The sequence below is a fragment of the Enterobacter hormaechei subsp. xiangfangensis genome (genome assembly GCF_001729785.1).
Lineage (GTDB): Bacteria > Pseudomonadota > Gammaproteobacteria > Enterobacterales > Enterobacteriaceae > Enterobacter > Enterobacter hormaechei_C.
In genome coordinates, this window is record NZ_CP017183.1 from 2106353 (window position 1) to 2125828 (window position 19476).

Sequence of the window (19476 nt, forward strand, 5' to 3'; positions counted from 1 at the left end):
TTTAAAAATATGAATATCGAGCTGCGCCATCTACGCTATTTTGTCGCCGTCGCCGAAGAGCTGCATTTTGGTCGTGCGGCGGCAAGGCTGAATATCTCTCAGCCACCGCTAAGCCAGCAGATACAGATCCTGGAGCAGCAGGTCGGGGCGCGTCTGCTGGCGCGAACCAACCGCAGCGTGAGCCTGACGGCGGCGGGAAAACAGTTTCTTGCCGATAGCCGACAGATCCTGAGTATGGTGGAGGACGCCGCCGCCAGAGCGGAACGGCTTTATCTCGGGGAGACGGGAGAGCTGCGCATCGGGTTTACCTCATCGGCCCCCTTTATCAGCGCTGTTTCACAAACGCTATCCTCGTTTCGCCGTAACTTTCCGGATGTGCATATTCAGACGCGCGAAATAAATACTCGCGAGCAGATATCGCCGCTTAACGAAGGATCGCTCGATCTGGGGCTGATGCGTAACACGCAGTTGCCTGATACCCTGGCGTGGCAGGTGATCCTGCGCGAACCGCTGATGGCGATGATCCCCCGGGATCATCCGCTCGCCGCGCAGCACAGCGTCACGCTGGCTGAACTGGCGAAAGAGCCATTTGTCTTTTTTGACCCACAGGTGGGAACCGGGTTGTATGACGATATTCTTGGTTTGATGCGGCGATATGGCCTTGTCCCGACTATCGCGCAGGAGGTGGGGGAAGCCATGACGATCATTGGTCTCGTTGCCGCAGGGCTTGGCGTGTCGATTCTCCCGGCCTCGTTTAAACGGGTACAATTGCCGGAAATGCGCTGGGTGAAGATAGCCGAGCAGGATGCAGTCTCAGAGATGTGGCTGGTGTGGTCTAAACATCATGAACAGAGCCATGCGGCACAGCGTTTCAAAGAACAATTAATTACCGCTTCTCGCGGGCGTTATTTATAGGGAAAAGTGGGCGAAAATGTGCAGTAAATCACATGGCTAAGTAAAAATTTGACGTCAGCCATTGAAGTGCTTCACCATAGCCCTCAGTTTATTTCGAAGCTCGAAAATAAGGGAGTACGAGGTGGTTGCTGATAGTCAGCCAGGGCATATCGATCAGATCAAGCAGACCAACGCGGGCGCCGTTTATCGCCTGATTGATCAGCTTGGTCCGGTTTCGCGTATCGATCTTTCGCGCCTGGCACAACTGGCACCCGCCAGTATTACCAAGATTGTCCGCGAAATGCTGGAAGCCCATCTGGTTCAGGAGACAGAAATTCAGGAGCCGGGCAGTCGTGGCCGTCCGGCGGTAGGGCTGGTGGTGGAAACGGAAGCCTGGCACTACCTGTCGCTGCGGATTAGCCGCGGGGAAATCTTCCTCGCGCTGCGCGACCTCAGCAGCAAGCTGGTGGTGGAAGACCGGCTGGAACTCCCGCTTAATGCAGAGCAACCACTTCTCGATGCCATTCTGACCCACATCGACCAGTTCTTTATTCGTCACCAGCAGCGTCTTGAACGTTTAACGGCGATTGCGATCACCCTGCCGGGAATTATTGATACCGAAAATGGCATTGTGCACCGCATGCCGTTTTATGAAAACGTCAAAGAGATGCCGCTGGGCGACGTGCTGGAAAACCACACCGGTGTACCGGTCTATATTCAGCATGATATCAGCGCCTGGACGATGGCGGAGGCGTTGTTTGGCGCTTCCCGGGGCGCGCGCGACGTGATTCAGGTGGTGATTGATCATAACGTTGGCGCTGGTGTGATTACCGACGGGCGTCTGTTGCATGCTGGCAGCAGTAGCCTGGTGGAGATCGGCCATACGCAGGTCGATCCGTACGGAAAACGCTGCTACTGCGGTAACCATGGCTGTCTGGAAACGATTGCCAGCGTCGAAAGCGTGCTGGAGCTGGCGCAAGTGCGGCTCAGCCAGTCGATGAGCTCCACGCTGCACGGTCAACCGTTAAGCGTCGAGGCACTGTGCGCTGCGGCAAGGCAGGGCGATCTGCTGGCGAAGGACATTATTACCGGCGTGGGCAATAATGTCGGGCGCATTCTGGCCATTATGGTGAATCTGTTTAACCCGCAAAAAATACTGATCGGCTCCCCGCTCAGCCAGGCGGCGGATATACTCTTTCCGGCGATTTCCGCCTGCATCAATCAGCAGGCGCTTCCCGCGTACAGTAAAAACATCGTGGTCGAAAGTACGCAATTTTCCAACCAGGGCACCATGGCCGGCGCCGCGCTGGTAAAAGATGCGATGTACAACGGCTCGTTACTGATTCGTTTGCTACAGGGCTAACTCTTTTCCAGAGATGTACGAAAAATTGCGCTATCTCAAGCCCGGTAGCGCACGCATCCCGTAGACTTTCCCCACTGAATTATTTACCTGGTTTATATTTTGAAGCATACCCAAGAGGTGGAATGAGTCATGCTTAAGCGTTTCTTTATTACTGGTACGGATACGTCTGTCGGGAAGACAGTCGTATCCCGCGCGTTACTCCAGGCCCTGGCGGCAAGCGGTAAACGCGTTGCAGGATACAAGCCGGTTGCAAAAGGCAGTAAAGAGACGCCAGAAGGGCTGCGCAATAAGGACGCCCTGGTTCTGCAAAGCGTCTCGTCTCTGGAACTGCCTTATGATGCCGTCAATCCTATCGCGTTAAGCGAAGAGGAAAGCAGCGTCGCTCACAGTGGGCTTATCAACTACAGCCTGCTTTCTGATGGCCTGGCAAATCTGAGTGAAAAGGTTGACCACGTTGTCGTTGAAGGGACCGGTGGCTGGCGCAGCCTGATGAACGATTTACGTCCCCTTTCCGAATGGGTGGTGCAGGAGCAATTGCCGGTGATTATGGTCGTGGGCATCCAGGAAGGGTGCATCAACCATGCCTTGCTGACGGCGCAGGCTATCGCTAATGACGGCCTGCCGCTGATTGGTTGGGTGGCGAATCGTATTAACCCGGGCCTTGCGCACTACGCTGAAATCATCGACGTGCTGAGCAAAAAGCTGCCTGGCCCGCTGGTGGGCGAACTGCCTTATCTGCCCCGCGCAGAGCAGCGCGAATTAGCGCACTATATCGATCTCTCGGCTTTCGGCGGTATGCTGGCCGTAGATCGAGTCGTGGCGTAGCGTTCTCGACAATACCGACGCCACAACACAGGCAACCAGCAAACCGGGAAGTAAAAAATACTGCCCGGTCATCTCACAGACCATCAAGGCCGACATGATTGGCGCATGCGTTGTGGCGGCGAGCAGCGTCGCCATTCCCGCCAGCCCAAGCAGGATCGCCGTCTCAGAGCCAGGAAACCACAGCGCAAAGATCTGCGCAAACAGCATTCCCGTTGCCATACCAACGAACAAGGTTGGCGTGAACACGCCTCCCGGCGCGCCGGACCCGCTGCTTGCCAGTACCGCCAGCAGCTTGCAAATAAAGACGCCAGCAATCACCGACAGCAGCGGCGGCGACTGCAAAAACGCCTGAACCACGCTATAGCCATTCCCCCATACTTTTGGCGTCAGCAGCGACAGCAGCCCGACGATCAGACCACCCAGCGCCAGCTGCCACGGCGGTGAGAGTTTGAGACGCAGAAACAGCCTGTGGCTGGCCGCCATCAGCCACATCAGCAGCGGGCCGCAAACGCCAGCCAGCAGGCCCACGCCAACGATCAGGAAATAATCCACCGCCGTAAGCATCTCGCTGAGATGGACATCATATAGCGTATTCGCGCCGGGACTTAACAGGCGGGTGGTCAGCAGGGCCACTACAGCGGCAATCACCACCGGGCCGAGGGAGGCCAGCATCAGCGTGCCAAACAGGATCTCTGCGATAAACAGGCTGCCCGCCAGCGGCGCATGATAGGCGCTGGCCATCCCGGCGGCGGCACCGCAGGCGATCCACAGTTTCCATTCGGATTTTGGCGTACAACGTTGTGCAAAAAAGGAGGCGGCGAAGGCGGCGAGCAGGATCATGGCACCTTCACGGCCGATGGCGCTGCCGCTGGCGACCACCAGCAACGACGCGAGGGATTTCACCAGGCTGGCGCCGTAATCAAACTGGCCGTCACCTGTTTCCAGCGCTTCCATATAATCGGTGGGGGCGTGGGGACGTTGTGCCGTCATGCGCTGCCATCCCCACAGTAGCACTCCCGCGGCCAGACCACCTAGCGCAGGCGTCAGCGCCCGCCGCCAGGGCGATAACGCGGCTGCGGCGTTCACCAGACTTCCGCTTTCGTTGCTGAGAAATAGCCACTCCAGCAGATACATGCTGTGGCGGAACACCGCAACGGCCAGCGCCGCCAGCACGCCGGTGACGGTAGCAATCAGGAGACGGCGAAACATCGCGCGGATGTCGGGGTAAGCGTGAAGACGTTGCATGAAGTCGTGATTTAACGGGGACGATACAATATTGTGGCGGGAAATCGGGAGGTTAGCAAAAGGTATGCGTGCGGAAAATGGCCGGGCAGTACCCGGCCTGAATGCTTAACTCTCGCTATGAATATTTAATGCCCGGCGCGTACGCCCTGAACTCAAATACTCCGCAATATAATCCTGGGATATCTCGCCGTTATAGCGTCCGTCCTCGTCCACAATCGGCATCCAGCTGGTGTTGCTCTCATACAGGCGAGAAAGCACCACGCGCAGGTTATCCTCGGCCTTACCGGTCATACGGAACGGATGCAGAATATCCCCGCAGCTGCCGCTGGCGTTACGCGCTTCGCGGCGCTTCACAAAGCCGAGCGGTTTGCCGTGCTCATCAACCACGGTAATGGCGCGAATATCGTTGTCATCCATGGTGGCGAAGGCCTCCGGCAGCGGCGTCGATTCGCGTACCGTAATGGTAGGCTGCTGGTCGGTGACGTCGCCCGCCGATACCAGCAGCAGGCGTTTCAACGTCCGGTCCTGACCAACAAACGAGCCAACAAACTCATTCGCGGGTTTCGCCAGCAGCTCGTCCGGGCTGGCGCACTGCACGATACGCCCCTGACGGAAGACGGCAATACGGTCGCCCAGCTTCAGCGCTTCGTCAATATCGTGGCTCACCAGCATCACGGTCTTTTTCAGCTTGCGCTGCATCTCAAGGAATTGGTTCTGGATCACCTCACGGTTGATCGGGTCGACTGCACCGAACGGTTCATCCATCAGCAGGACCGGAGGATCGGCTGCCAGCGCGCGGATGACGCCGATACGCTGCTGCTGCCCGCCGGACATTTCGCGCGGATAGCGGTGAAGGAATTTATGCGGATCCATTGCCACCATATCCATCAGCTCTTCGGCACGGGATTTACAGCGTGCCTTGTCCCAGCCCAGCATGCGCGGCACGACGGTAATGTTCTCTTCGATGGTCATGTTCGGGAACAGGCCAATCTGCTGGATCACGTAGCCAATGTTGCGGCGCAGGGTCACGGTGTCCATTCCGCTGGTGTCTTCGCCGTTAATCAGGATTGTCCCGCTACTTGGCGTAATGAGACGGTTGATCATCTTCAGGGTAGTGGTTTTCCCGCAGCCGGACGGGCCGAGCAGCACGCACATTTCCCCTTCAGGCACGTTCAGGTTGACGTTGTCGACGGCCTTAAACGTCTGGCCGTGTTTCTGTGAAAATTGTTTGGTGAGGTTTTCCAGTTTTATCATTATCGAATCCCCTTCGGAGTCAGTACCACCTGCAAACGGTGCAGCAACCAGTCGAGCACAATCGCTAAAAGACAAATCATCAGCGCGCCCGCAATCAACATACGAATATCACTCCCGCCAATACCGTTAAGCAGCAGCAGGCCCAGACCGCCCGCGCCGATCACGGCGGCAATCGCCATGACGCCGATGTTCATTACCACGGCGGTGCGGATGCCGCCAAAAATCACCGGCAGCGCCATCGGGATTTCCACCCAGCGCAGACGCTGCCAGAAGGTCATGCCGATGCCGCGTCCCGCTTCTCGCAGGCCGGGGGGCAGGCTGTCGAGCGCCGTATGGGTGTTACGCACAATCGGCAGCAGCGAATAGAGGAACACCGCAGTAATCGCGGGCAGGGCGCCAATGCCCTGACCGATCAGCGAAAAGAGCGGGATCATCAGGCCGAAAAGCGCAATTGACGGGATGGTGAGCACAATGGTGGCAATCCCCAGCACCGGCGTTGCCAGCCATTTATGGCGGACAATTAAAATGCCCAGCGGCACGCCAATAATAATCGCCAGGCCGACGGCGAGTGCCACCAGCCACAGGTGTTGCAGCGTCAGGGTTAAGAGATAGTCCCAGTTGTCGAGAATATAGTGAATTGTCTCCATAGCGCCTCCTACAGCAACTGTTTGCTACGCAGGAAATCACGGGCGACCTGCTGCGGTGACTGATGGTCGATATCCACCTTCTTATTCAGGTCGGTGATAACGTCGTTATTGAGCTGGGCTGAGAGGGTGTTCAGCGCCTCCTCCAGCCCCGGGTTAGCCTCCAGCGTGTCTTTTCGAACAACTGGCGTCACGGCATAACTCGGGAAGAAGCCTTTATCGTCTTCCAGCACTTTAAGATCGAAGCCCTTTACGCGCCCGTCGGTGGTGTAGATCAGCCCCGCATCGACAAACCCGTCGCGCACCGCGTTATAGACCAGGCCCGGATCCATCTGGCGGATCTGCGGGCGGTCCAGCTCCATCTTGTAGGCCGCCTGCAACGGCTTCATCCCGTCGCTGCGTCCGGCAAATTCCAGGTCAAGGCCCAGCAGCCAGTTGTTATCCGGATCGGTTTTACGGATCTGCTCAATCTTTGCCACCATCTCAGACATGGTATTGATATGTTCAGCCTCGGCGCGCTTGCGCTGCATGGCAAAGGCATAGGTATTGTTCATATCGGCAGGTTTAAGCCACACCAGACCGTGCTTCGCGTCGAGGCGTTTCACCGTCTCGTATGACTCCTGCGGCGACATGCGTTTGTTGATGTGGTTGAAGATGATCAGCGACGTGCCGGTGTACTCCCAGGTCATATCAATCTGCTTGTTGATCATCGCGTTACGGGAAATCACCGTTGCAATATTGGTCTGCGGCTGCACCTGAAACCCTTTCTTTTGCAGATACTGCACGGTCATGGCCGAGAGAATGTGCTGCTCGGTAAAGCTCTTGGTTGCCAGGATCAGCGGCGCGGCGAGCGCCTGGCTGGTGAAGAGCGCGGCGGCGCATAGCGCCGTCAGGCCGGAAAACAGTCTCATAGAAGCTCCTTGTTATAATTATCGCGCGAGATGCGGGCTCAGTAGTCGACCCAGTGCCGCCAGCAGCGTATCCAGAATCAGGGCGAACAGGGCGGTGGCCGCCGCGCCCAGGATCAGCGTCGGGAAGTCATTCAGGTAGATCCCAGGGAAAATCAGCTCGCCGTAGCTGCTGGCGCCAATCAGGAATGCCAGCGGTGCGGTACCGACGTTAATCGCAGTGGCAATGCGAATACCAGAAAGCATCACCGGCCACGCGTTAGGGATCTCAACCTGACGCAGGCGCTGCCATTTGGTCATGCCGATACCGTTTGCCGCTTCCAGCAACGACGCGGGAACAGAGCACAGCCCGGCATAGGTGTTACGCACAATCGGCAGCAGAGAGGCCAGAAAGAGGGCGATAATGGCCGGTTTATCACCGATGCCAATCACCACCATCGCCAGCGCCAGAACGGCCAGCGGCGGCAGGGTGTTACCCACGTTAAAGATTTGCATCACATATTCGGCGATACCACGCGCGGCCGGACGGCTCAGCAGAATACCGCTTGGAATGCCCACCAGCAGGGCAAAGAACATTGATGAAAAGACCAGAATCAGGTGCTGTTGCCCGAGGTAGATCAGGTCAACCTGGCGCGCCTTAATCGTCTCCAGTCCAATTCCCCAGGTGAGGAGAGCGAGAACCACGATAATCGCGCCGACAAAAAGCAGCGAACGTTTAAGTAATGGGTGCATTGCGGTGTGTCTCCCTGTGCGCATGCGTTATAGCAACCACCGGTTGCCTGTTGTTATGCCATGTTTCGGCAGGGGTACTTCACCTATAGCAAGCGAAACGGAAGGGTTCCAGCGAAGGGGGTAAAACAGTAACCCTATGAAATTAGTGACAACCTGGGTGAAGCCTTATGGCATAAGGGCTGTCAGTGGGCAGGCAGAATAGTCTTAAAGAAGCATGCCTTACGTGACAATGTCACGTAAGGCATGCTGATTAAACCTGTCGACTAAGCGCGGCGCGCACTTTTCGTACCCGCCACGAGATGCGGACGATAGAGAAGGCGGCGACGACCACCAGCATCAGGCCCAGCGCCAGCATCGCGTGGAATCCAAACTCTCTGAACAGGATCAGCCCCGCGATACCTCCGCTGATAAAGGAGAAAAGGGTAGTTAAATGGGTTTTGAGCTGACTCTTTTGCGCGGCCGTATCTTTGGAATAATCCCGGCGCAGCATGGCGACCATAACGGAGGCCAGCGAAATGCCCGCATCGGTCAGCGTGCCGGTGATGTGTGTGGATCTTACCCGTCCACCGGATAGCTGAGTGGAGGTGGAATTATGAATTCCCATCAACCCGCACAGGAAAATAATTATCTCCTGATTCGTGGCAAAGGAGTGAAAATACATTTCGTACAGGGATACCCCTGCCAGTAATAGCCCTTCAACAAACAGAACCTGGCTGAATACCAGCCTGATGTTATGGATAATCCCCCAGATAACAATAATCCGCGCAGCGATGGCGCCTGAGACAAACGAAAGAATAATGGCGCCGAAGAAAAGAATATCGCTGAGATCGGTGGAGGAAACTTCGCTGGATAGCTGCGAGGTATTGCCCGTCATATGCGAGGGAAAAAAGCCGAACGCGCCCAGCGCAATGGCATTCAGCAGTCCCGCGGAGGTCGCCAGCCAGAGGGCAAGACGACGATCCTCCTGATGCGTTCGTTCTTTCTTTAATTTAATCAGCAAAGAATACCTCCGGTTTGAGCTTTGCCTGAACGCTCAAGCTAACAAAGCGATGTCGCTGGCTGACCAGGATATTGCTTAATTATTATTTCAACGGGAGGAGTGCGAGGTTTTGTAATTAAATAAAATAACCTTGTTAATATAATGCTTTATTGCTGATGACGCGAGCAGACTGGCGGGCATAAATACCGGCCCAGTATGCATGCTCGCTGGAGCGGGATGGGATTTGATTCAGTGTAGACATAGGTGTATTTCACAACGACGAGAAGAGAAGCCAGCATCTGGTCGCCAATGTTCCTGGGAATGTACAGATCGCCAGCCAGGGTGATCCCGTATCGGTTCTCGAACGTCACCTTGCGGTGGTCGACTTTATCGCTCTTGGCGAAGGTCTTATCCCAGGTTGTCACCATCGAAACGCGGGCGTCAGGATTTCGTGTTTCTTACTAATTCATTGTTTTAACTCAACTTAACGATGCGCATAGCAGCACAGCTGACAGTTTGGGTGAATGTTTTCATTCGACGCTGGCGTCCGGCTGGGGCCGGATGATTGCCGTGCGCATCACGCCCGATATGGAGATGGCTGTGTTGACGCCCTGGCGCATTTTCGGCGCTATGGTTTTACGCAGACGCCCGCCGATCTGGACGCTCATCCCTGCATTGCCTACCAGTTTGCCGACGGTAACCACTATCAATGGGAGCTTGTGCAGGATGGGAAGCGAGTGACTCACCGTCCGGAGGGGCAATGGGCCTTTTCCGACAGCTACATGGAGGCCGAAGCGGCCCGGCTGGGACTCGGGCTGGCCTATGTCCCGGTTGAGCTGATGGGTGACGATCCGGAGCGTGGCACGCTTATACGCGTTTTACAGCGCTATAGCCTGCGGATGGACGGACTGTACCTCTATTATCCACACCGCAACGTATCCCCGGCGCTGAGAGCGGTGATTGATACGCTGAAAATTTAGGGTGCCTCTGCGCTACGGTCTATACAGCCCCTGCGTTTGTGATACGCTACTATTTTATATAGCGCAGCTCAACTAAGGCTCTGAAATGACAAAAATAACGCCAGAATATACGGTAGTTGACTTATCACGTTGGGCAAGAAAGGAACACTTTGAAGTATTTCAGGGCTTTGCTCAATCTACATTTAACCAAACGGTTCAGCTGGACATTACCGTGCTGCTAAAGCATATCAAAGAGGTTGGCTGGAAATTTTATCCTGCGATTATTTCCCTTATTTCTCACGTCGTAAACCGGCATCCGGAATTCCGTATGGCCATGAAGGATGATGAGCTTGTAATATGGAATGAGGTTCATCCAAGCTATACCCTTTTCCATAAAGAAACGGAAACGTTTTCATCGTTGTGGAGTCATTACGATGGAAATATTCACCATTTTCAGCGCGTTTATGCAGAAGATGTTGCCCGCTATGGCAATATCCTTGCTTACTGGCCTAAGGAAGAGTCCCGGGAGAATATATTTTTCATATCTGATATTCCGTGGGTCAGTTTTAGCAGTTTTAACGTCAACGTCGCTAACATGCGGAATTTTTTCGCGCCCATGTTCACGTTTGGAAAATACTATAACCAGGATGAAAAAGTCTTGTTGCCTTTCGCCGTTCAGGTGCATCATTCTGTTTGTGATGGCTTCCATGTAGCCAGGATGATCAACGAGTTGCAAGAGTTATGTGATAATTTACCACACCATTCAGAGGCGCCGAACGTGTGATTCACATGTTTTTAACATACGTCTGACGAGAGGAAATGCTGTAACCAAATTTTACGCCAGAACAGATTAAAATATTCAATCGCATTGTTTTCGAGAAGATCGAAATAATGCATGATTAAGCCGCGAGCCGTTTCCGGCCCGCGGCGGCATGACAGGTGATGAGTCGTTCTGACGATCAGGCGGCTTTGACGGCCCGGATTTTTTTGCTGCTATCCGCATCTGATGCTGTTTTATCCGTTGCAGCATTGAGCTCGGGAAGCTTGCTGGTACGCAGGATATGCTGCACGGACTCTTTCTGCTCGGCGAGATACAGACCAAGGTTCTCCGCCTGCGTTTCATCCATCTGCATTCCGCTTTGCAACAGCCAGTCAGTGAACGCTTCTGCCATATCGAGCAGTTTGTCGTGAGCGTCAGCCTCTTTCTTACTGGCAAATGTCATTTTCTCTTCACCTTTTCTTACGACAACAAATTTTGTTTCAACAGCCATTGCGCACCCCCATATACTGTAATTATATACAGTATAGCAGTTGTGAAGTTGTGTTGCAGCAAAAATGTGCGAACCTGGCCTGCACAACGGGTGGACAAGCCAGGTGCTGTTATCGGTACAGCGTTTTTTCGGCAATCGGGATCAGCAAAGTGGACTGCCATTCCGCCAGGGTCAATTGAGCCAGTTTACCCAGCGCCGCGTAGAAAGGATGAGCCGCGTTTTCAACGAATACGGTCAGGAAACGCGTGCTCCATGGCAGCAGATGCCAGGCCAGAAGCTGGTCGCGTTCTGTTTCGCGACCGTTCTCGGCAAGCCATGCCGCCAGCATCAGCAACGTTCCGAAATGATCTTCAGGCTCATTCTGCTGCATCTCAAAGGCGATATGGTTTTCACGCATCCACTGACGCAACGCGAGGGTCGAATCGCCAAACAGCACTGACTCGCGATCAAGCCAGACCGAGCCCCACGGGGGGGCGGGCAGGGCATACGGGCCAATAAACAGACGCTGCCAGGCGTCTTTCAACGCTTCATCCGATGGGGTCTTAAACATACTGGCGACAGGCAGCAGGTTTTCCTCCGCCAGCGGCCAGTCCTGAACCCAGTCACCTGCGGTCAGGGCACTCACCAGCGGCGCGGTCTGCTCGCTGTCTGGGGCGAAATAAAACAGCGCGCCCAGTACCCGGGCGCTGAACGCGAACGATTCGCGGTGTGAGACATCATTCATTATAACTTTCCTTACTTGCGCGCGGGTAGCCCCGCGCACCTGTGTTAACCTGCAATTGCTAACCCTGCGGTCATATGCAGACCATAAAATAGCCCACGGCCAATCAGTTCACCCAGCATCACCAGAACGACACCTGCAAACAGGCCGAGCGTTTTTTGCTCCTGACGACGAATAAGCGGGCAGATCCAGCAGCCTAAACCCGCCGCCAGCAACGCGATGCGCCATACCTGAAGCGAACCATAATCTGGCAGCAGGGCGCTGGCCTGCTGGATGGAACTCTGTATCGTCCCCAGCGTATTGCTTTGCAACACGACGACCGCCACGCAGACGATAATTGCCAGTACGCTGACAGACGCGGCAAGAGTACCTTTGAATGTCACGTTTGCGACGCGTAGCAGCAGCGCGGCCAGCAGAGGACCAGCAAGGACCATCGTCAGGAAGAAGCTCAGCGTGGTGTAACCCGTATACCAGGTCGGGACAGTCTCTATCTGATAGACCCGGGTCATCGCCCAGACAAAAACGATACCCAGAAGCTGGCTGACAACCAGCCAGATTTTGCCCAAAGCTGGGGGCATTTTACCGATAACCGACACCAGCCACCAGAAACCGCCCACGGCAAAGAAGAGCGAACCCGCCGCGATCTCATTACTCAGCGCTGACGCGCCCACGCGGTTAAGCGAGTTGAAGGCACGCAGCGGGGAGCCAAGATGCAGCACCGAAGCCATAAACCCAATACCCATTACCAGCCAGAGAAAAAACAGGCTGCGCACGATGCGCATTCTGGCCTTGTCATCATTTTCCTTAAGCCAGACGAAGCCCATCACGATTAACGCGCCGGCCACGCACTGCCCGAAAACGGTGAAGATCATCAGCGGCCATTCATGCCATCCACTTCCCATCTCACACCTCCTTCGGGTTTGCCAGGTAGCCGGTGGTGTCCCCCGTCGGACGGCTGTTGGCGTTAGGTTTAATCACAATACTCGGCTTTGTGAAGTGCGCAGACGGCAGCGGCGCGACGGCAGCAAGCTGGCCGTGTTTTTTGCGCAGCTCCTCAATCGGGCCAAAGTCCAGCGCGCGCAGCGGGCAGGATTCGACGCAGATGGGCTTTTTGCCGTCCGCCACCCGGCTGTGGCAGCCGTCGCACTTGGTCATGTGGCCTTTGGCGGCATTGTACTGCGGCGCGCCGTACGGGCAGGCCATGTGGCAGTAGCGACAGCCGATGCAGACATCCTCGTCCACCACCACAAAACCGTCGTCGCGCTTGTGCATTGCCCCGCTCGGGCAGACCTTGGTGCAGGCCGGATCTTCGCAGTGGTTGCAGGCAATCGACAGGTAATAGGCGAAGACATTCTGATGCCAGACGCCGTTATCCTCCTGCCAGTCGCCGCCCGCATATTCATAAATACGACGGAAGCTAACGTCCGGGGTCAGGTCTTTGTAATCCTTGCAGGCCAGCTCGCAGGTTTTGCACCCGGTGCAGCGGCTGGAATCAATAAAAAATCCATACTGGGTTGTCATCGGTTAATCCTTATGCCTTCTCGATCTGCACCAGGTTCGTGTGCTGCGGGTTGCCTTTCGCCAGCGGTGACGGGCGGTGCGTGGTCAGGGTATTGATGCAGGAGCCGTGATCGACACGATCGCCGTTCATGTTGGCGTCATGCCAGGCGCCCTGGCCCATCGCGCTTACGCCGGGCATGATGCGCGGGGTGACTTTCGCAGCAATGCGCACTTCGCCGCGGTCGTTGAAGACGCGCACCATATCCCCATTTTTGATACCTCGTTGCTCTGCATCCACAGGGTTAAGCCACACCTCCTGGCGACAGGCGGCCTGGAGCACATCTACGTTGCCGTAACTGGAGTGGGTACGGGCTTTAAAGTGGAAACCGAACAGTTGCAGCGGGAATTTGCTGCGCTCGGGCGCGTCCCAGCCTTCAAAGGTTGAGGTATAGACCGGCAGCGGGGTGATGGTTTCGTCTTTTTGCAGTTCCCAGGTTGCCGCAATATCCGCCAGCTTGCTGGAGTAGATCTCGATTTTGCCCGACGGGGTTTTCAGCGGATTGGCATCCGGATCGTCACGGAATTTTTTATAGGCCACAAAATGTCCATTTGGATCTTTGCGCTTATAAATACCCATTTTTTTCAGCGCGTCGTAGGACGGCAGCAGCGGATCTTTGGCGACCATTTTGGCGTACAGGTAGCGCAGCCACTGCTCCTGCGTACGGCCTTCGGTGAATTTCTGATGGATATCCGGTCCGAGGCGTTTCGCCACTTCGCTCATGATCCAGTAAATGGGCTTGCGCTCGAACTTCGGGGCGGTAACCGGCTGGAGGAAAATCAGGTATCCCATGTTGCCGGCGTAATCGTTGGGGATGATATCTTCCTGCTCGACGGTCATCAGATCCGGCAGAACAATATCGGCATACTTCGCAGACGAGGTCATGAAGTTATCAATGACGACGATCGTTTCGCACTTGCTCTCATCCTGCAAAATGTCGTGAGTTTTGTTGATATCGGAGTGCTGGTTGATGATGGTATTACCCGCGTAGTTCCAGATGAACTTGATCGGCGCATCGAGCTTATCTTTGCCGCGTACGCCGTCGCGCAGGGCGGTCATCTCCGGTCCACGCACGATGGCATCCGTCCAGCTGAAGCAGGAGATTTGCGTTTTCACCGGATTTTCCGGCAGCGGCATGCGTTCGATGGTGATGGTGTAGGTCGATTCGCGTGCGCCGCTGTTACCGCCGTTAATGCCGACGTTGCCGGTCAGGATCGGCAGCATGGCGATGGCGCGGGACGTTTGCTCCCCGTTTGCCTGACGCTGCGGGCCCCAGCCCTGGCAAATGTAGGCCGGTTTCGCCGAACCGATTTCACGGGCCAGCTTAATGATGCGATCGGCAGGGATGCCCGTTATGCGAGACGCCCACTCCGGAGTTTTCGCGGTTTTGTCATCACCCTGGCCGAGAATATAGGCTTTGTAATGACCATTAGCCGGTGCGCCTTCCGGCAGGGTTTTTTCGTCATAACCCACGCAGTATTTATCGAGGAAAGGTTGATCGACCAGATTTTCATTAATCAGCACCCACGCAATACCTGCCACCAGCGCGGCATCGGTGCCCGGACGAATCGGGATCCACTCGTCTTCACGCCCTGCGGCAGTGTCGGTATAACGCGGATCGATAACGATCATCCGCGCGTTTGACCGTTCGCGCGCCTGCTCAAGGTAGTATGTGATCCCGCCGCCGCTCATGCGCGTTTCCGCCGGATTATTGCCGAACATCACCACCAGTTTGGTGTTTTCGATATCCGATGTGCTGTTGCCGTCGTTGCTGCCGTAGGTGTAGGGCATTGCGCAGGCGATCTGCGCGGTGCTGTAGGTGCCGTAGTGGCTGAGGAAGCCGCCGTAGCAGTTCATCAGGCGCGCGACCAGCGAGGCGTAAGGGGAGGAACGGGTGATGTTGCCGCCTACAATTCCGGAGGAGTAGTTAATGTAGACCGCTTCGTTGCCGTATTTTTCGACCACGCTTTTCAGACTCGTGGCGATGGTGTCCAGCGCTTCTTCCCAGGTGATACGCTCAAACTTGCCTTCTCCGCGTTTGCCCACGCGTTTCATCGGATAGTTCAGACGGTCTGGGTGATTGATGCGACGGCGAATTGAACGGCCTCGCAGGCAGGCGCGAACCTGATGGTTGCCGTAAACATCCTCGCCGGTATTATCCGTTTCAACCCAATAGACTTCGTCATCGCGAACGTGCAGACGCAGCGCACAACGGCTACCGCAGTTTACCGAGCAGGCGCCCCAGACGACTTTGTCTTCTGCGGGCTGAATAGCGGACTGCACAGCGGCGGCGGCGCTTTTCAGACCAAAAGGTAATGCGATCCCACCGGCGGCAAGCGCCAGAGATCCTATGGCAGTAGATTTAACCAGAGTTCGACGGCTTATCCCGCCGTGATGTTCAACTTCGGACATGACTCACCCCATCATTGTTAATAATTATTTTCACCCGTGACTACAACCGGGCTAATGATGGGGGGAGTGTTACTTATTTAGAGGTATTAAATATTAATCCTCGTCAAATCAGGGGAATTGAGTGGGAAAATCATTGCGGCTCAGCGGGCGCATTCTCCTGCGTACCTGCGCCGCTCACCGGGTAGTTGCCGCTACTGGTGCGGGTATACAAAATTTTGAAAGTATCGTTGGCACAATGCCCAACGACCTGCGCATCCGGCTGATCGGCCTGATCGTTCGGGACGATGTTCAGGGTAAAGCCAGACTCCGGTACGCCGTTGTTGATAATCTTCTGCTGAATGTCGCTTTTCACGCGCTCGCAGGAATCCGGGGCCGCAAGAAGAGCGGGTGAAGCACTCATTAACAGCAGGGCGGTAATCCAGGGTAACCGTTTCATCTGTAGCTCCTTTTCACTGTGTAGACTGTAAGCATAGCAGGGCTAGGGTAAGCTTTTGTTTTTGGGTCTGTCTTTCTGAATTGTCCTGGAGCCCTGCCTGCGTCATAAAATAAATTGCGAATAATGGTGCTGATTGTCTACCAGATAAGAAGGCAGGGTGCGTTTTGATACCTCTTGCCTGACCAGTTTTCGGTCTCGTCCCCAGATATCTTCGGCGTTGGTGATAACCTTCATAATATGTTCCGGGTTATTGAATTCCGGCAGATCGTATTCGGTATGAGAAATGGTAGACATTTTTTCGGAAATTCTTTCTGGGGTCATTACCCAGGAGAAATGCCAGCCGCCATCTTTCACAATCTTATTATTGATTTTTAGCCAGTTCCATTTAAACCATGACCAGTTTTTATCTTTGCGCGCACGCTTCCAGTTTCGGAAAGATTCAGGCTCACCGTGGAAGAAATGCTTAAGGTTGTAATAGGACGTCGCGCGCGGCAAAGTACATTTTCTAGGCGTACCATCCGTGTTGTGAACCTGGAGATTAAACTGATAGTTGAATACGTTTTGATGAATAGTCGTGCAGAGCGCGCGCGGATTAATGGCCCTGACCGTGTCGGGAGAGAAGATTTCGTCAACGTCTGACACCAGAATCAGATCGTCGTCTGCCGCGTCTTTTAACCCGTTCATAATGGAGTTGCGAAGCGCTGCTTCATTTGCCCATGTATCAACCTGGTTATTATCCGCCCGGTTTAAAATAGGCTGCGCGTCAAAAGGCACGTAAATGATTTTGTCTTTGAATTTGGCAAACTTCGTAATATCGAAATGCAATTCTCGCGGTATGCCCGTAAAAGAGTGTGTTGCTTCTACAATGACAAAACGGTCAACAACATCAGCGAGAGTATGTAATCTGATGTCGAGCAACATATCTTCGTCATAGTATAAAAAACAGTCGTAAATCATGATGTTAACCCGAAAATTTAAGAATCTAATTTTATAATAGTGTGGAATCTTCCGCGCCCAAAGTAGCCACTTTGGCAGGTCTCGTCAATGCAAACGACGGATTTATACAGCGCGAAGAGTCAAATGAAGTGCTGTTATGTAAGTTGCTGTATTTGCTAATATGATTGTATCTCTCTCTGAACGGTAAATGATGTGAACAAATACGCAGCGATAACGCTACTGGCAACGGTACTGGTGGGATGCGACAACAACACCGCGCCGCTGTCATTTACGCCGGAGATGGCGAGCTTTTCGAACGAGTTTGACTTTGATCCTCTGCGCGGGCCGGTGAAGGATTTTACCCAGACGCTGTTTAACGATAAGGGTGAAGTCTCTAAACGTGTGACCGGCACGATGTCAACGGAAGGGTGTTTCGATACGCTGGAACTGCACGATCTCGAAGCGAATACGGGCGTTGCGCTGGTGCTGGATGCTAACTACTACGTCGATGCGGAAACCCAGCAGCAGAAGGTAAAGTTGCAGGGGAAATGCCAGCTGGCGGAACTGCCGTCTGCCGGCCTGACGTGGGACACCGACGATAACGGGTTTGTGGTTGCAGCGCACAGTAAAGAGTTGGAAGTGAAGTACCAGTATGACGCCGACGGCTACCCGCTGGGTAAAACTACGGTTTCCGGCGACCAGCGTTTATCGGTCAAGTCGGTGCCTTCGAAAGATCTGCGCAAGCGCATGGATTATACGGCGGTAAGCCTGTTGAACGATAAACCGATGGGCAATGTAAAGCAGAGCTGTGATTACGATCGCCACAACAACCCGGTGAACTGTGAGCTGGTGATAACAGATGACAGCGTCAAACCTGCCGTTGAGCGCAAGTACACCATCAAAAACAGCATTGAATATTATTGAGAATAAAACCGCGCAGGTTACTGCGCGGTGGGTTTAAGCAGGCTGGCGGAGGAGGACTTATGCCCGGCCAGATGCTGATGCTGGAAAATGCACATGCGTATGGTGTTACGGTATTCGCCGTTAATAAAGAACTCATGGATCAGTTCACCTTCCACCATAAAGCCCAGCTTACGGTAGATATGAATCGCTTTTTCGTTCTCTTTGTCGACGATAAGGTAAAGCTTGTAGAGATTCAGGACGTTAAACCCGTAATCCATCGCCAGCTTTGCCGCTCGCGACGCAAGACCTTTCCCCTGGTGCTCCGGTGAAATAATGATCTGAAATTCCGCCCGACGGTGAACGTGGTTGATCTCAACCAGTTCAACCAGCCCGGCTTTTTCACCTTCGCACTCCACCACAAACCGGCGTTCACTCTGATCGTGGATATGCTTATCGTAGAGATCGGACAGCTCGACAAACGCCTCATAAGGCTCTTCAAACCAGTAGCGCATCACGCTGGCATTGTTGTCGAGCTGGTGAACAAAGCGTAAATCTTCGCGCTCCAGCGGACGGAGCTTAACGTCACACGGCGTCGACATTACGGTGCTACCGTGCGGCCAGTGCGACGATCGAGACAGCGCAGGGTGTTAGGCTCCCAGTAAGCGTTGACGTTGGCACTTTGCTGGCATTTGTCGCGGGCATCAAACGCGACGTCTTCTTTATCCCACTCTTTCTCCACGCGCTTATTCACTTTCTGACGCAGGCTGCGGGTGTCATTCCATTGTTCTTTGTCCATGGCAGCATTCTGGCGGCTTTGCGCGCTGTCACCAGACTCAATGATGAGTTTGCTGGTTTCGGCTGATGCCGTTGCGGCGAAGGCGAACGAGGACAGTGCCAGTGCGGCTGTCAGACAAAGGCGTTTGCTTAATGTAGTCATAGCGTTTCCTTTAAACGGGTGCAGAGAATCGGATTACCCCGTTGGATTCTACACCAATCCGAAAGGGTGTCATACCCGCGCGGCAGGTATGGGAACGATGTGAACATTATCGCGTATGATGTCTAAATCAATCCTCACGAAACGAGAAAAATGTTCAAAACGACGCTGCTTTTTTTCGCGACCGCGCTGTGCGAAATCATCGGATGCTTTTTGCCGTGGCTCTGGCTAAAGCGGGGCGCTTCCGCGCTGCTGCTGATCCCGGCGGGTGTGTCCCTGGCCCTTTTTGTCTGGCTGCTCACCCTGCATCCGGCCGCCAGCGGGAGGGTATATGCGGCCTACGGCGGAGTGTACGTCTGTACCGCGCTGCTGTGGCTGCGCGTTGTCGATGGCGTCCGGCTAAGCCTGTATGACTGGGCAGGCGCGCTGATTGCCCTGTGCGGCATGTTGATCATCGTGGCCGGTTGGGGACGCGCATAAGCGTCCTTATAGTGTGATCGCC

Annotated in this window: 21 protein-coding genes and 2 pseudogenes; 7 read left to right on the forward strand and 16 right to left on the reverse strand. The window is 54.6% G+C overall.

Annotated elements, in window-relative coordinates; all coding sequences use genetic code 11:
* The first annotated feature begins 9 nt into the window (after window positions 1-9).
* The 3 genes from BFV63_RS10155 to bioD all read left to right on the forward strand — a co-directional run bounded on the left by BFV63_RS10155 (window position 10) and on the right by bioD (window position 3082).
* Window positions 10-915, forward strand: coding sequence for a multidrug efflux transcriptional activator YnfL/SxtR(Kp) (locus tag BFV63_RS10155; RefSeq protein ID WP_003857454.1), 906 nt, complete (start codon window positions 10-12; stop codon window positions 913-915).
* 121 nt (window positions 916-1036) lie between these two features.
* A complete protein-coding gene (mlc, locus tag BFV63_RS10160) occupies window positions 1037-2257 on the forward strand; it encodes a sugar metabolism global transcriptional regulator Mlc (RefSeq protein WP_003857451.1) in 1221 nt (406 codons plus the stop codon).
* Window positions 2258-2386: 129 nt separating this feature from the next.
* Complete coding sequence (bioD, locus tag BFV63_RS10165) at window positions 2387-3082, forward strand: dethiobiotin synthase (protein ID WP_015570628.1); 696 nt, start codon at window positions 2387-2389, stop codon at window positions 3080-3082.
* On the opposite strand, the gene clcB is transcribed toward bioD, so the two are convergent.
* The 7 genes and pseudogenes from clcB to BFV63_RS23580 all read right to left on the reverse strand — a co-directional run.
* The gene (clcB, locus tag BFV63_RS10170; protein ID WP_048240888.1) at window positions 3017-4327 is read right to left on the reverse strand and encodes a voltage-gated ClC-type chloride channel ClcB; all 1311 of its coding nucleotides are present in this window, start codon (window positions 4325-4327) and stop codon (window positions 3017-3019) included. The two genes, bioD and clcB, sit on opposite strands and share 66 nt — an antisense overlap.
* Window positions 4328-4432: 105 nt before the next feature.
* The gene (osmV, locus tag BFV63_RS10175) at window positions 4433-5581 is read right to left on the reverse strand and encodes an osmoprotectant ABC transporter ATP-binding protein OsmV (protein ID WP_003857446.1); all 1149 of its coding nucleotides are present in this window, start codon (window positions 5579-5581) and stop codon (window positions 4433-4435) included.
* Window positions 5581-6228 (reverse strand): osmoprotectant ABC transporter permease OsmW, encoded by a 648-nt coding sequence (gene osmW, locus BFV63_RS10180; RefSeq protein ID WP_006808875.1) that lies wholly within the window; start codon window positions 6226-6228, stop codon window positions 5581-5583. The genes osmV and osmW overlap by 1 nt, the downstream gene beginning before the upstream one ends.
* A gap of 8 nt (window positions 6229-6236) precedes the next feature.
* Window positions 6237-7136, reverse strand: coding sequence for an osmoprotectant ABC transporter substrate-binding protein OsmX (gene osmX / locus BFV63_RS10185; RefSeq protein ID WP_003857443.1), 900 nt, complete (start codon window positions 7134-7136; stop codon window positions 6237-6239).
* An 18-nt stretch (window positions 7137-7154) separates the two neighbouring features.
* Window positions 7155-7865, reverse strand: coding sequence for an osmoprotectant ABC transporter permease OsmY (gene osmY, locus BFV63_RS10190; RefSeq protein ID WP_003857442.1), 711 nt, complete (start codon window positions 7863-7865; stop codon window positions 7155-7157).
* Between the two features lie 250 nt (window positions 7866-8115).
* Window positions 8116-8865 carry a YoaK family protein gene (locus BFV63_RS10195; protein WP_003857441.1) on the reverse strand — a complete coding sequence of 250 codons (750 nt, stop codon included), beginning with the start codon at window positions 8863-8865 and terminating at the stop codon, window positions 8116-8118.
* 292 nt (window positions 8866-9157) lie between these two features.
* A pseudogene (locus BFV63_RS23580) lies at window positions 9158-9272 on the reverse strand (alpha/beta hydrolase); the annotation flags it as partial.
* A 105-nt stretch (window positions 9273-9377) separates the two neighbouring features.
* Here BFV63_RS23580 and BFV63_RS23045 point away from each other — a divergent pair.
* Together BFV63_RS23045 and catA are read left to right on the forward strand one after the other, a co-directional pair.
* Window positions 9378-9824: pseudogene (locus BFV63_RS23045) on the forward strand (LysR substrate-binding domain-containing protein); the annotation flags it as partial.
* Between the two features lie 85 nt (window positions 9825-9909).
* Window positions 9910-10587: a type A chloramphenicol O-acetyltransferase gene (catA, locus tag BFV63_RS10210; protein ID WP_023314064.1), complete on the forward strand. Its 678-nt coding sequence runs from the start codon at window positions 9910-9912 to the stop codon at window positions 10585-10587.
* Between the two features lie 175 nt (window positions 10588-10762).
* Here catA and BFV63_RS10215 read toward each other — a convergent pair whose 3' ends face one another.
* The 7 genes from BFV63_RS10215 to BFV63_RS10245 all read right to left on the reverse strand — a co-directional run bounded on the left by BFV63_RS10215 (window position 10763) and on the right by BFV63_RS10245 (window position 17158).
* Complete coding sequence (locus BFV63_RS10215) at window positions 10763-11074, reverse strand: YebG family protein (protein WP_032634159.1); 312 nt, start codon at window positions 11072-11074, stop codon at window positions 10763-10765.
* Window positions 11075-11183: 109 nt separating this feature from the next.
* On the reverse strand, window positions 11184-11798 hold the full coding sequence (gene dmsD, locus BFV63_RS10220) for a Tat proofreading chaperone DmsD (protein WP_045894585.1): 615 nt from the start codon (window positions 11796-11798) through the stop codon (window positions 11184-11186).
* 44 nt (window positions 11799-11842) lie between these two features.
* The gene (locus tag BFV63_RS10225) at window positions 11843-12697 is read right to left on the reverse strand and encodes a dimethyl sulfoxide reductase anchor subunit family protein (RefSeq protein WP_048240881.1); all 855 of its coding nucleotides are present in this window, start codon (window positions 12695-12697) and stop codon (window positions 11843-11845) included.
* Window position 12698: 1 nt separating this feature from the next.
* Window positions 12699-13316 (reverse strand): DMSO/selenate family reductase complex B subunit, encoded by a 618-nt coding sequence (locus BFV63_RS10230; RefSeq protein ID WP_017384545.1) that lies wholly within the window; start codon window positions 13314-13316, stop codon window positions 12699-12701.
* A 10-nt stretch (window positions 13317-13326) separates the two neighbouring features.
* Window positions 13327-15765 carry a selenate/tellurate reductase subunit YnfE gene (gene ynfE, locus BFV63_RS10235; protein ID WP_069597523.1) on the reverse strand — a complete coding sequence of 813 codons (2439 nt, stop codon included), beginning with the start codon at window positions 15763-15765 and terminating at the stop codon, window positions 13327-13329.
* Between the two features lie 130 nt (window positions 15766-15895).
* Window positions 15896-16201, reverse strand: coding sequence for a DUF1161 domain-containing protein (locus tag BFV63_RS10240; protein WP_003857424.1), 306 nt, complete (start codon window positions 16199-16201; stop codon window positions 15896-15898).
* A 102-nt stretch (window positions 16202-16303) separates the two neighbouring features.
* Window positions 16304-17158 carry a glycosyltransferase family 17 protein gene (locus BFV63_RS10245; RefSeq protein ID WP_057059212.1) on the reverse strand — a complete coding sequence of 285 codons (855 nt, stop codon included), beginning with the start codon at window positions 17156-17158 and terminating at the stop codon, window positions 16304-16306.
* Window positions 17159-17350: 192 nt separating this feature from the next.
* Here BFV63_RS10245 and BFV63_RS10250 point away from each other — a divergent pair, with 192 nt between their 5' ends.
* Window positions 17351-18061: a YnfC family lipoprotein gene (locus BFV63_RS10250; protein ID WP_023324578.1), complete on the forward strand. Its 711-nt coding sequence runs from the start codon at window positions 17351-17353 to the stop codon at window positions 18059-18061.
* Between the two features lie 17 nt (window positions 18062-18078).
* Here the strand turns inward: BFV63_RS10250 and speG are convergent, their stop codons facing one another.
* Together speG and BFV63_RS10260 are read right to left on the reverse strand one after the other, a co-directional pair.
* The gene (speG, locus tag BFV63_RS10255; RefSeq protein WP_003857416.1) at window positions 18079-18639 is read right to left on the reverse strand and encodes a spermidine N1-acetyltransferase; all 561 of its coding nucleotides are present in this window, start codon (window positions 18637-18639) and stop codon (window positions 18079-18081) included.
* The gene (locus tag BFV63_RS10260) at window positions 18639-18977 is read right to left on the reverse strand and encodes a DUF1283 family protein (RefSeq protein ID WP_023300007.1); all 339 of its coding nucleotides are present in this window, start codon (window positions 18975-18977) and stop codon (window positions 18639-18641) included. The genes speG and BFV63_RS10260 overlap by 1 nt, the downstream gene beginning before the upstream one ends.
* Window positions 18978-19127: 150 nt before the next feature.
* On the opposite strand from BFV63_RS10260, the gene BFV63_RS10265 reads away from it, so the two are divergent.
* Entirely contained in the window at window positions 19128-19454 is a 327-nt protein-coding gene (locus tag BFV63_RS10265) for a YnfA family protein (protein WP_003857412.1), read from the forward strand.
* Window positions 19455-19476 lie beyond the last annotated feature (22 nt).

Coding starts and splice junctions, on each gene's coding strand:
- BFV63_RS10155 (WP_003857454.1), top strand. CDS start 10: ATGAATATCGAGCTGCGCCATCTACGCTATTTTGTCGCCGTCGCCGAA.
- bioD (WP_015570628.1), top strand. CDS start 2,387: ATGCTTAAGCGTTTCTTTATTACTGGTACGGATACGTCTGTCGGGAAG.
- clcB (WP_048240888.1), bottom strand. CDS start 4,327: ATGCAACGTCTTCACGCTTACCCCGACATCCGCGCGATGTTTCGCCGT.
- osmV (WP_003857446.1), bottom strand. CDS start 5,581: ATGATAAAACTGGAAAACCTCACCAAACAATTTTCACAGAAACACGGC.
- osmW (WP_006808875.1), bottom strand. CDS start 6,228: ATGGAGACAATTCACTATATTCTCGACAACTGGGACTATCTCTTAACC.
- osmX (WP_003857443.1), bottom strand. CDS start 7,136: ATGAGACTGTTTTCCGGCCTGACGGCGCTATGCGCCGCCGCGCTCTTC.
- osmY (WP_003857442.1), bottom strand. CDS start 7,865: ATGCACCCATTACTTAAACGTTCGCTGCTTTTTGTCGGCGCGATTATC.
- catA (WP_023314064.1), top strand. CDS start 9,910: ATGACAAAAATAACGCCAGAATATACGGTAGTTGACTTATCACGTTGG.
- BFV63_RS10215 (WP_032634159.1), bottom strand. CDS start 11,074: ATGGCTGTTGAAACAAAATTTGTTGTCGTAAGAAAAGGTGAAGAGAAA.
- dmsD (WP_045894585.1), bottom strand. CDS start 11,798: ATGAATGATGTCTCACACCGCGAATCGTTCGCGTTCAGCGCCCGGGTA.
- BFV63_RS10225 (WP_048240881.1), bottom strand. CDS start 12,697: ATGGGAAGTGGATGGCATGAATGGCCGCTGATGATCTTCACCGTTTTC.
- BFV63_RS10230 (WP_017384545.1), bottom strand. CDS start 13,316: ATGACAACCCAGTATGGATTTTTTATTGATTCCAGCCGCTGCACCGGG.
- ynfE (WP_069597523.1), bottom strand. CDS start 15,765: ATGTCCGAAGTTGAACATCACGGCGGGATAAGCCGTCGAACTCTGGTT.
- BFV63_RS10240 (WP_003857424.1), bottom strand. CDS start 16,201: ATGAAACGGTTACCCTGGATTACCGCCCTGCTGTTAATGAGTGCTTCA.
- BFV63_RS10245 (WP_057059212.1), bottom strand. CDS start 17,158: ATGATTTACGACTGTTTTTTATACTATGACGAAGATATGTTGCTCGAC.
- speG (WP_003857416.1), bottom strand. CDS start 18,639: ATGTCGACGCCGTGTGACGTTAAGCTCCGTCCGCTGGAGCGCGAAGAT.
- BFV63_RS10260 (WP_023300007.1), bottom strand. CDS start 18,977: ATGACTACATTAAGCAAACGCCTTTGTCTGACAGCCGCACTGGCACTG.
- BFV63_RS10265 (WP_003857412.1), top strand. CDS start 19,128: ATGTTCAAAACGACGCTGCTTTTTTTCGCGACCGCGCTGTGCGAAATC.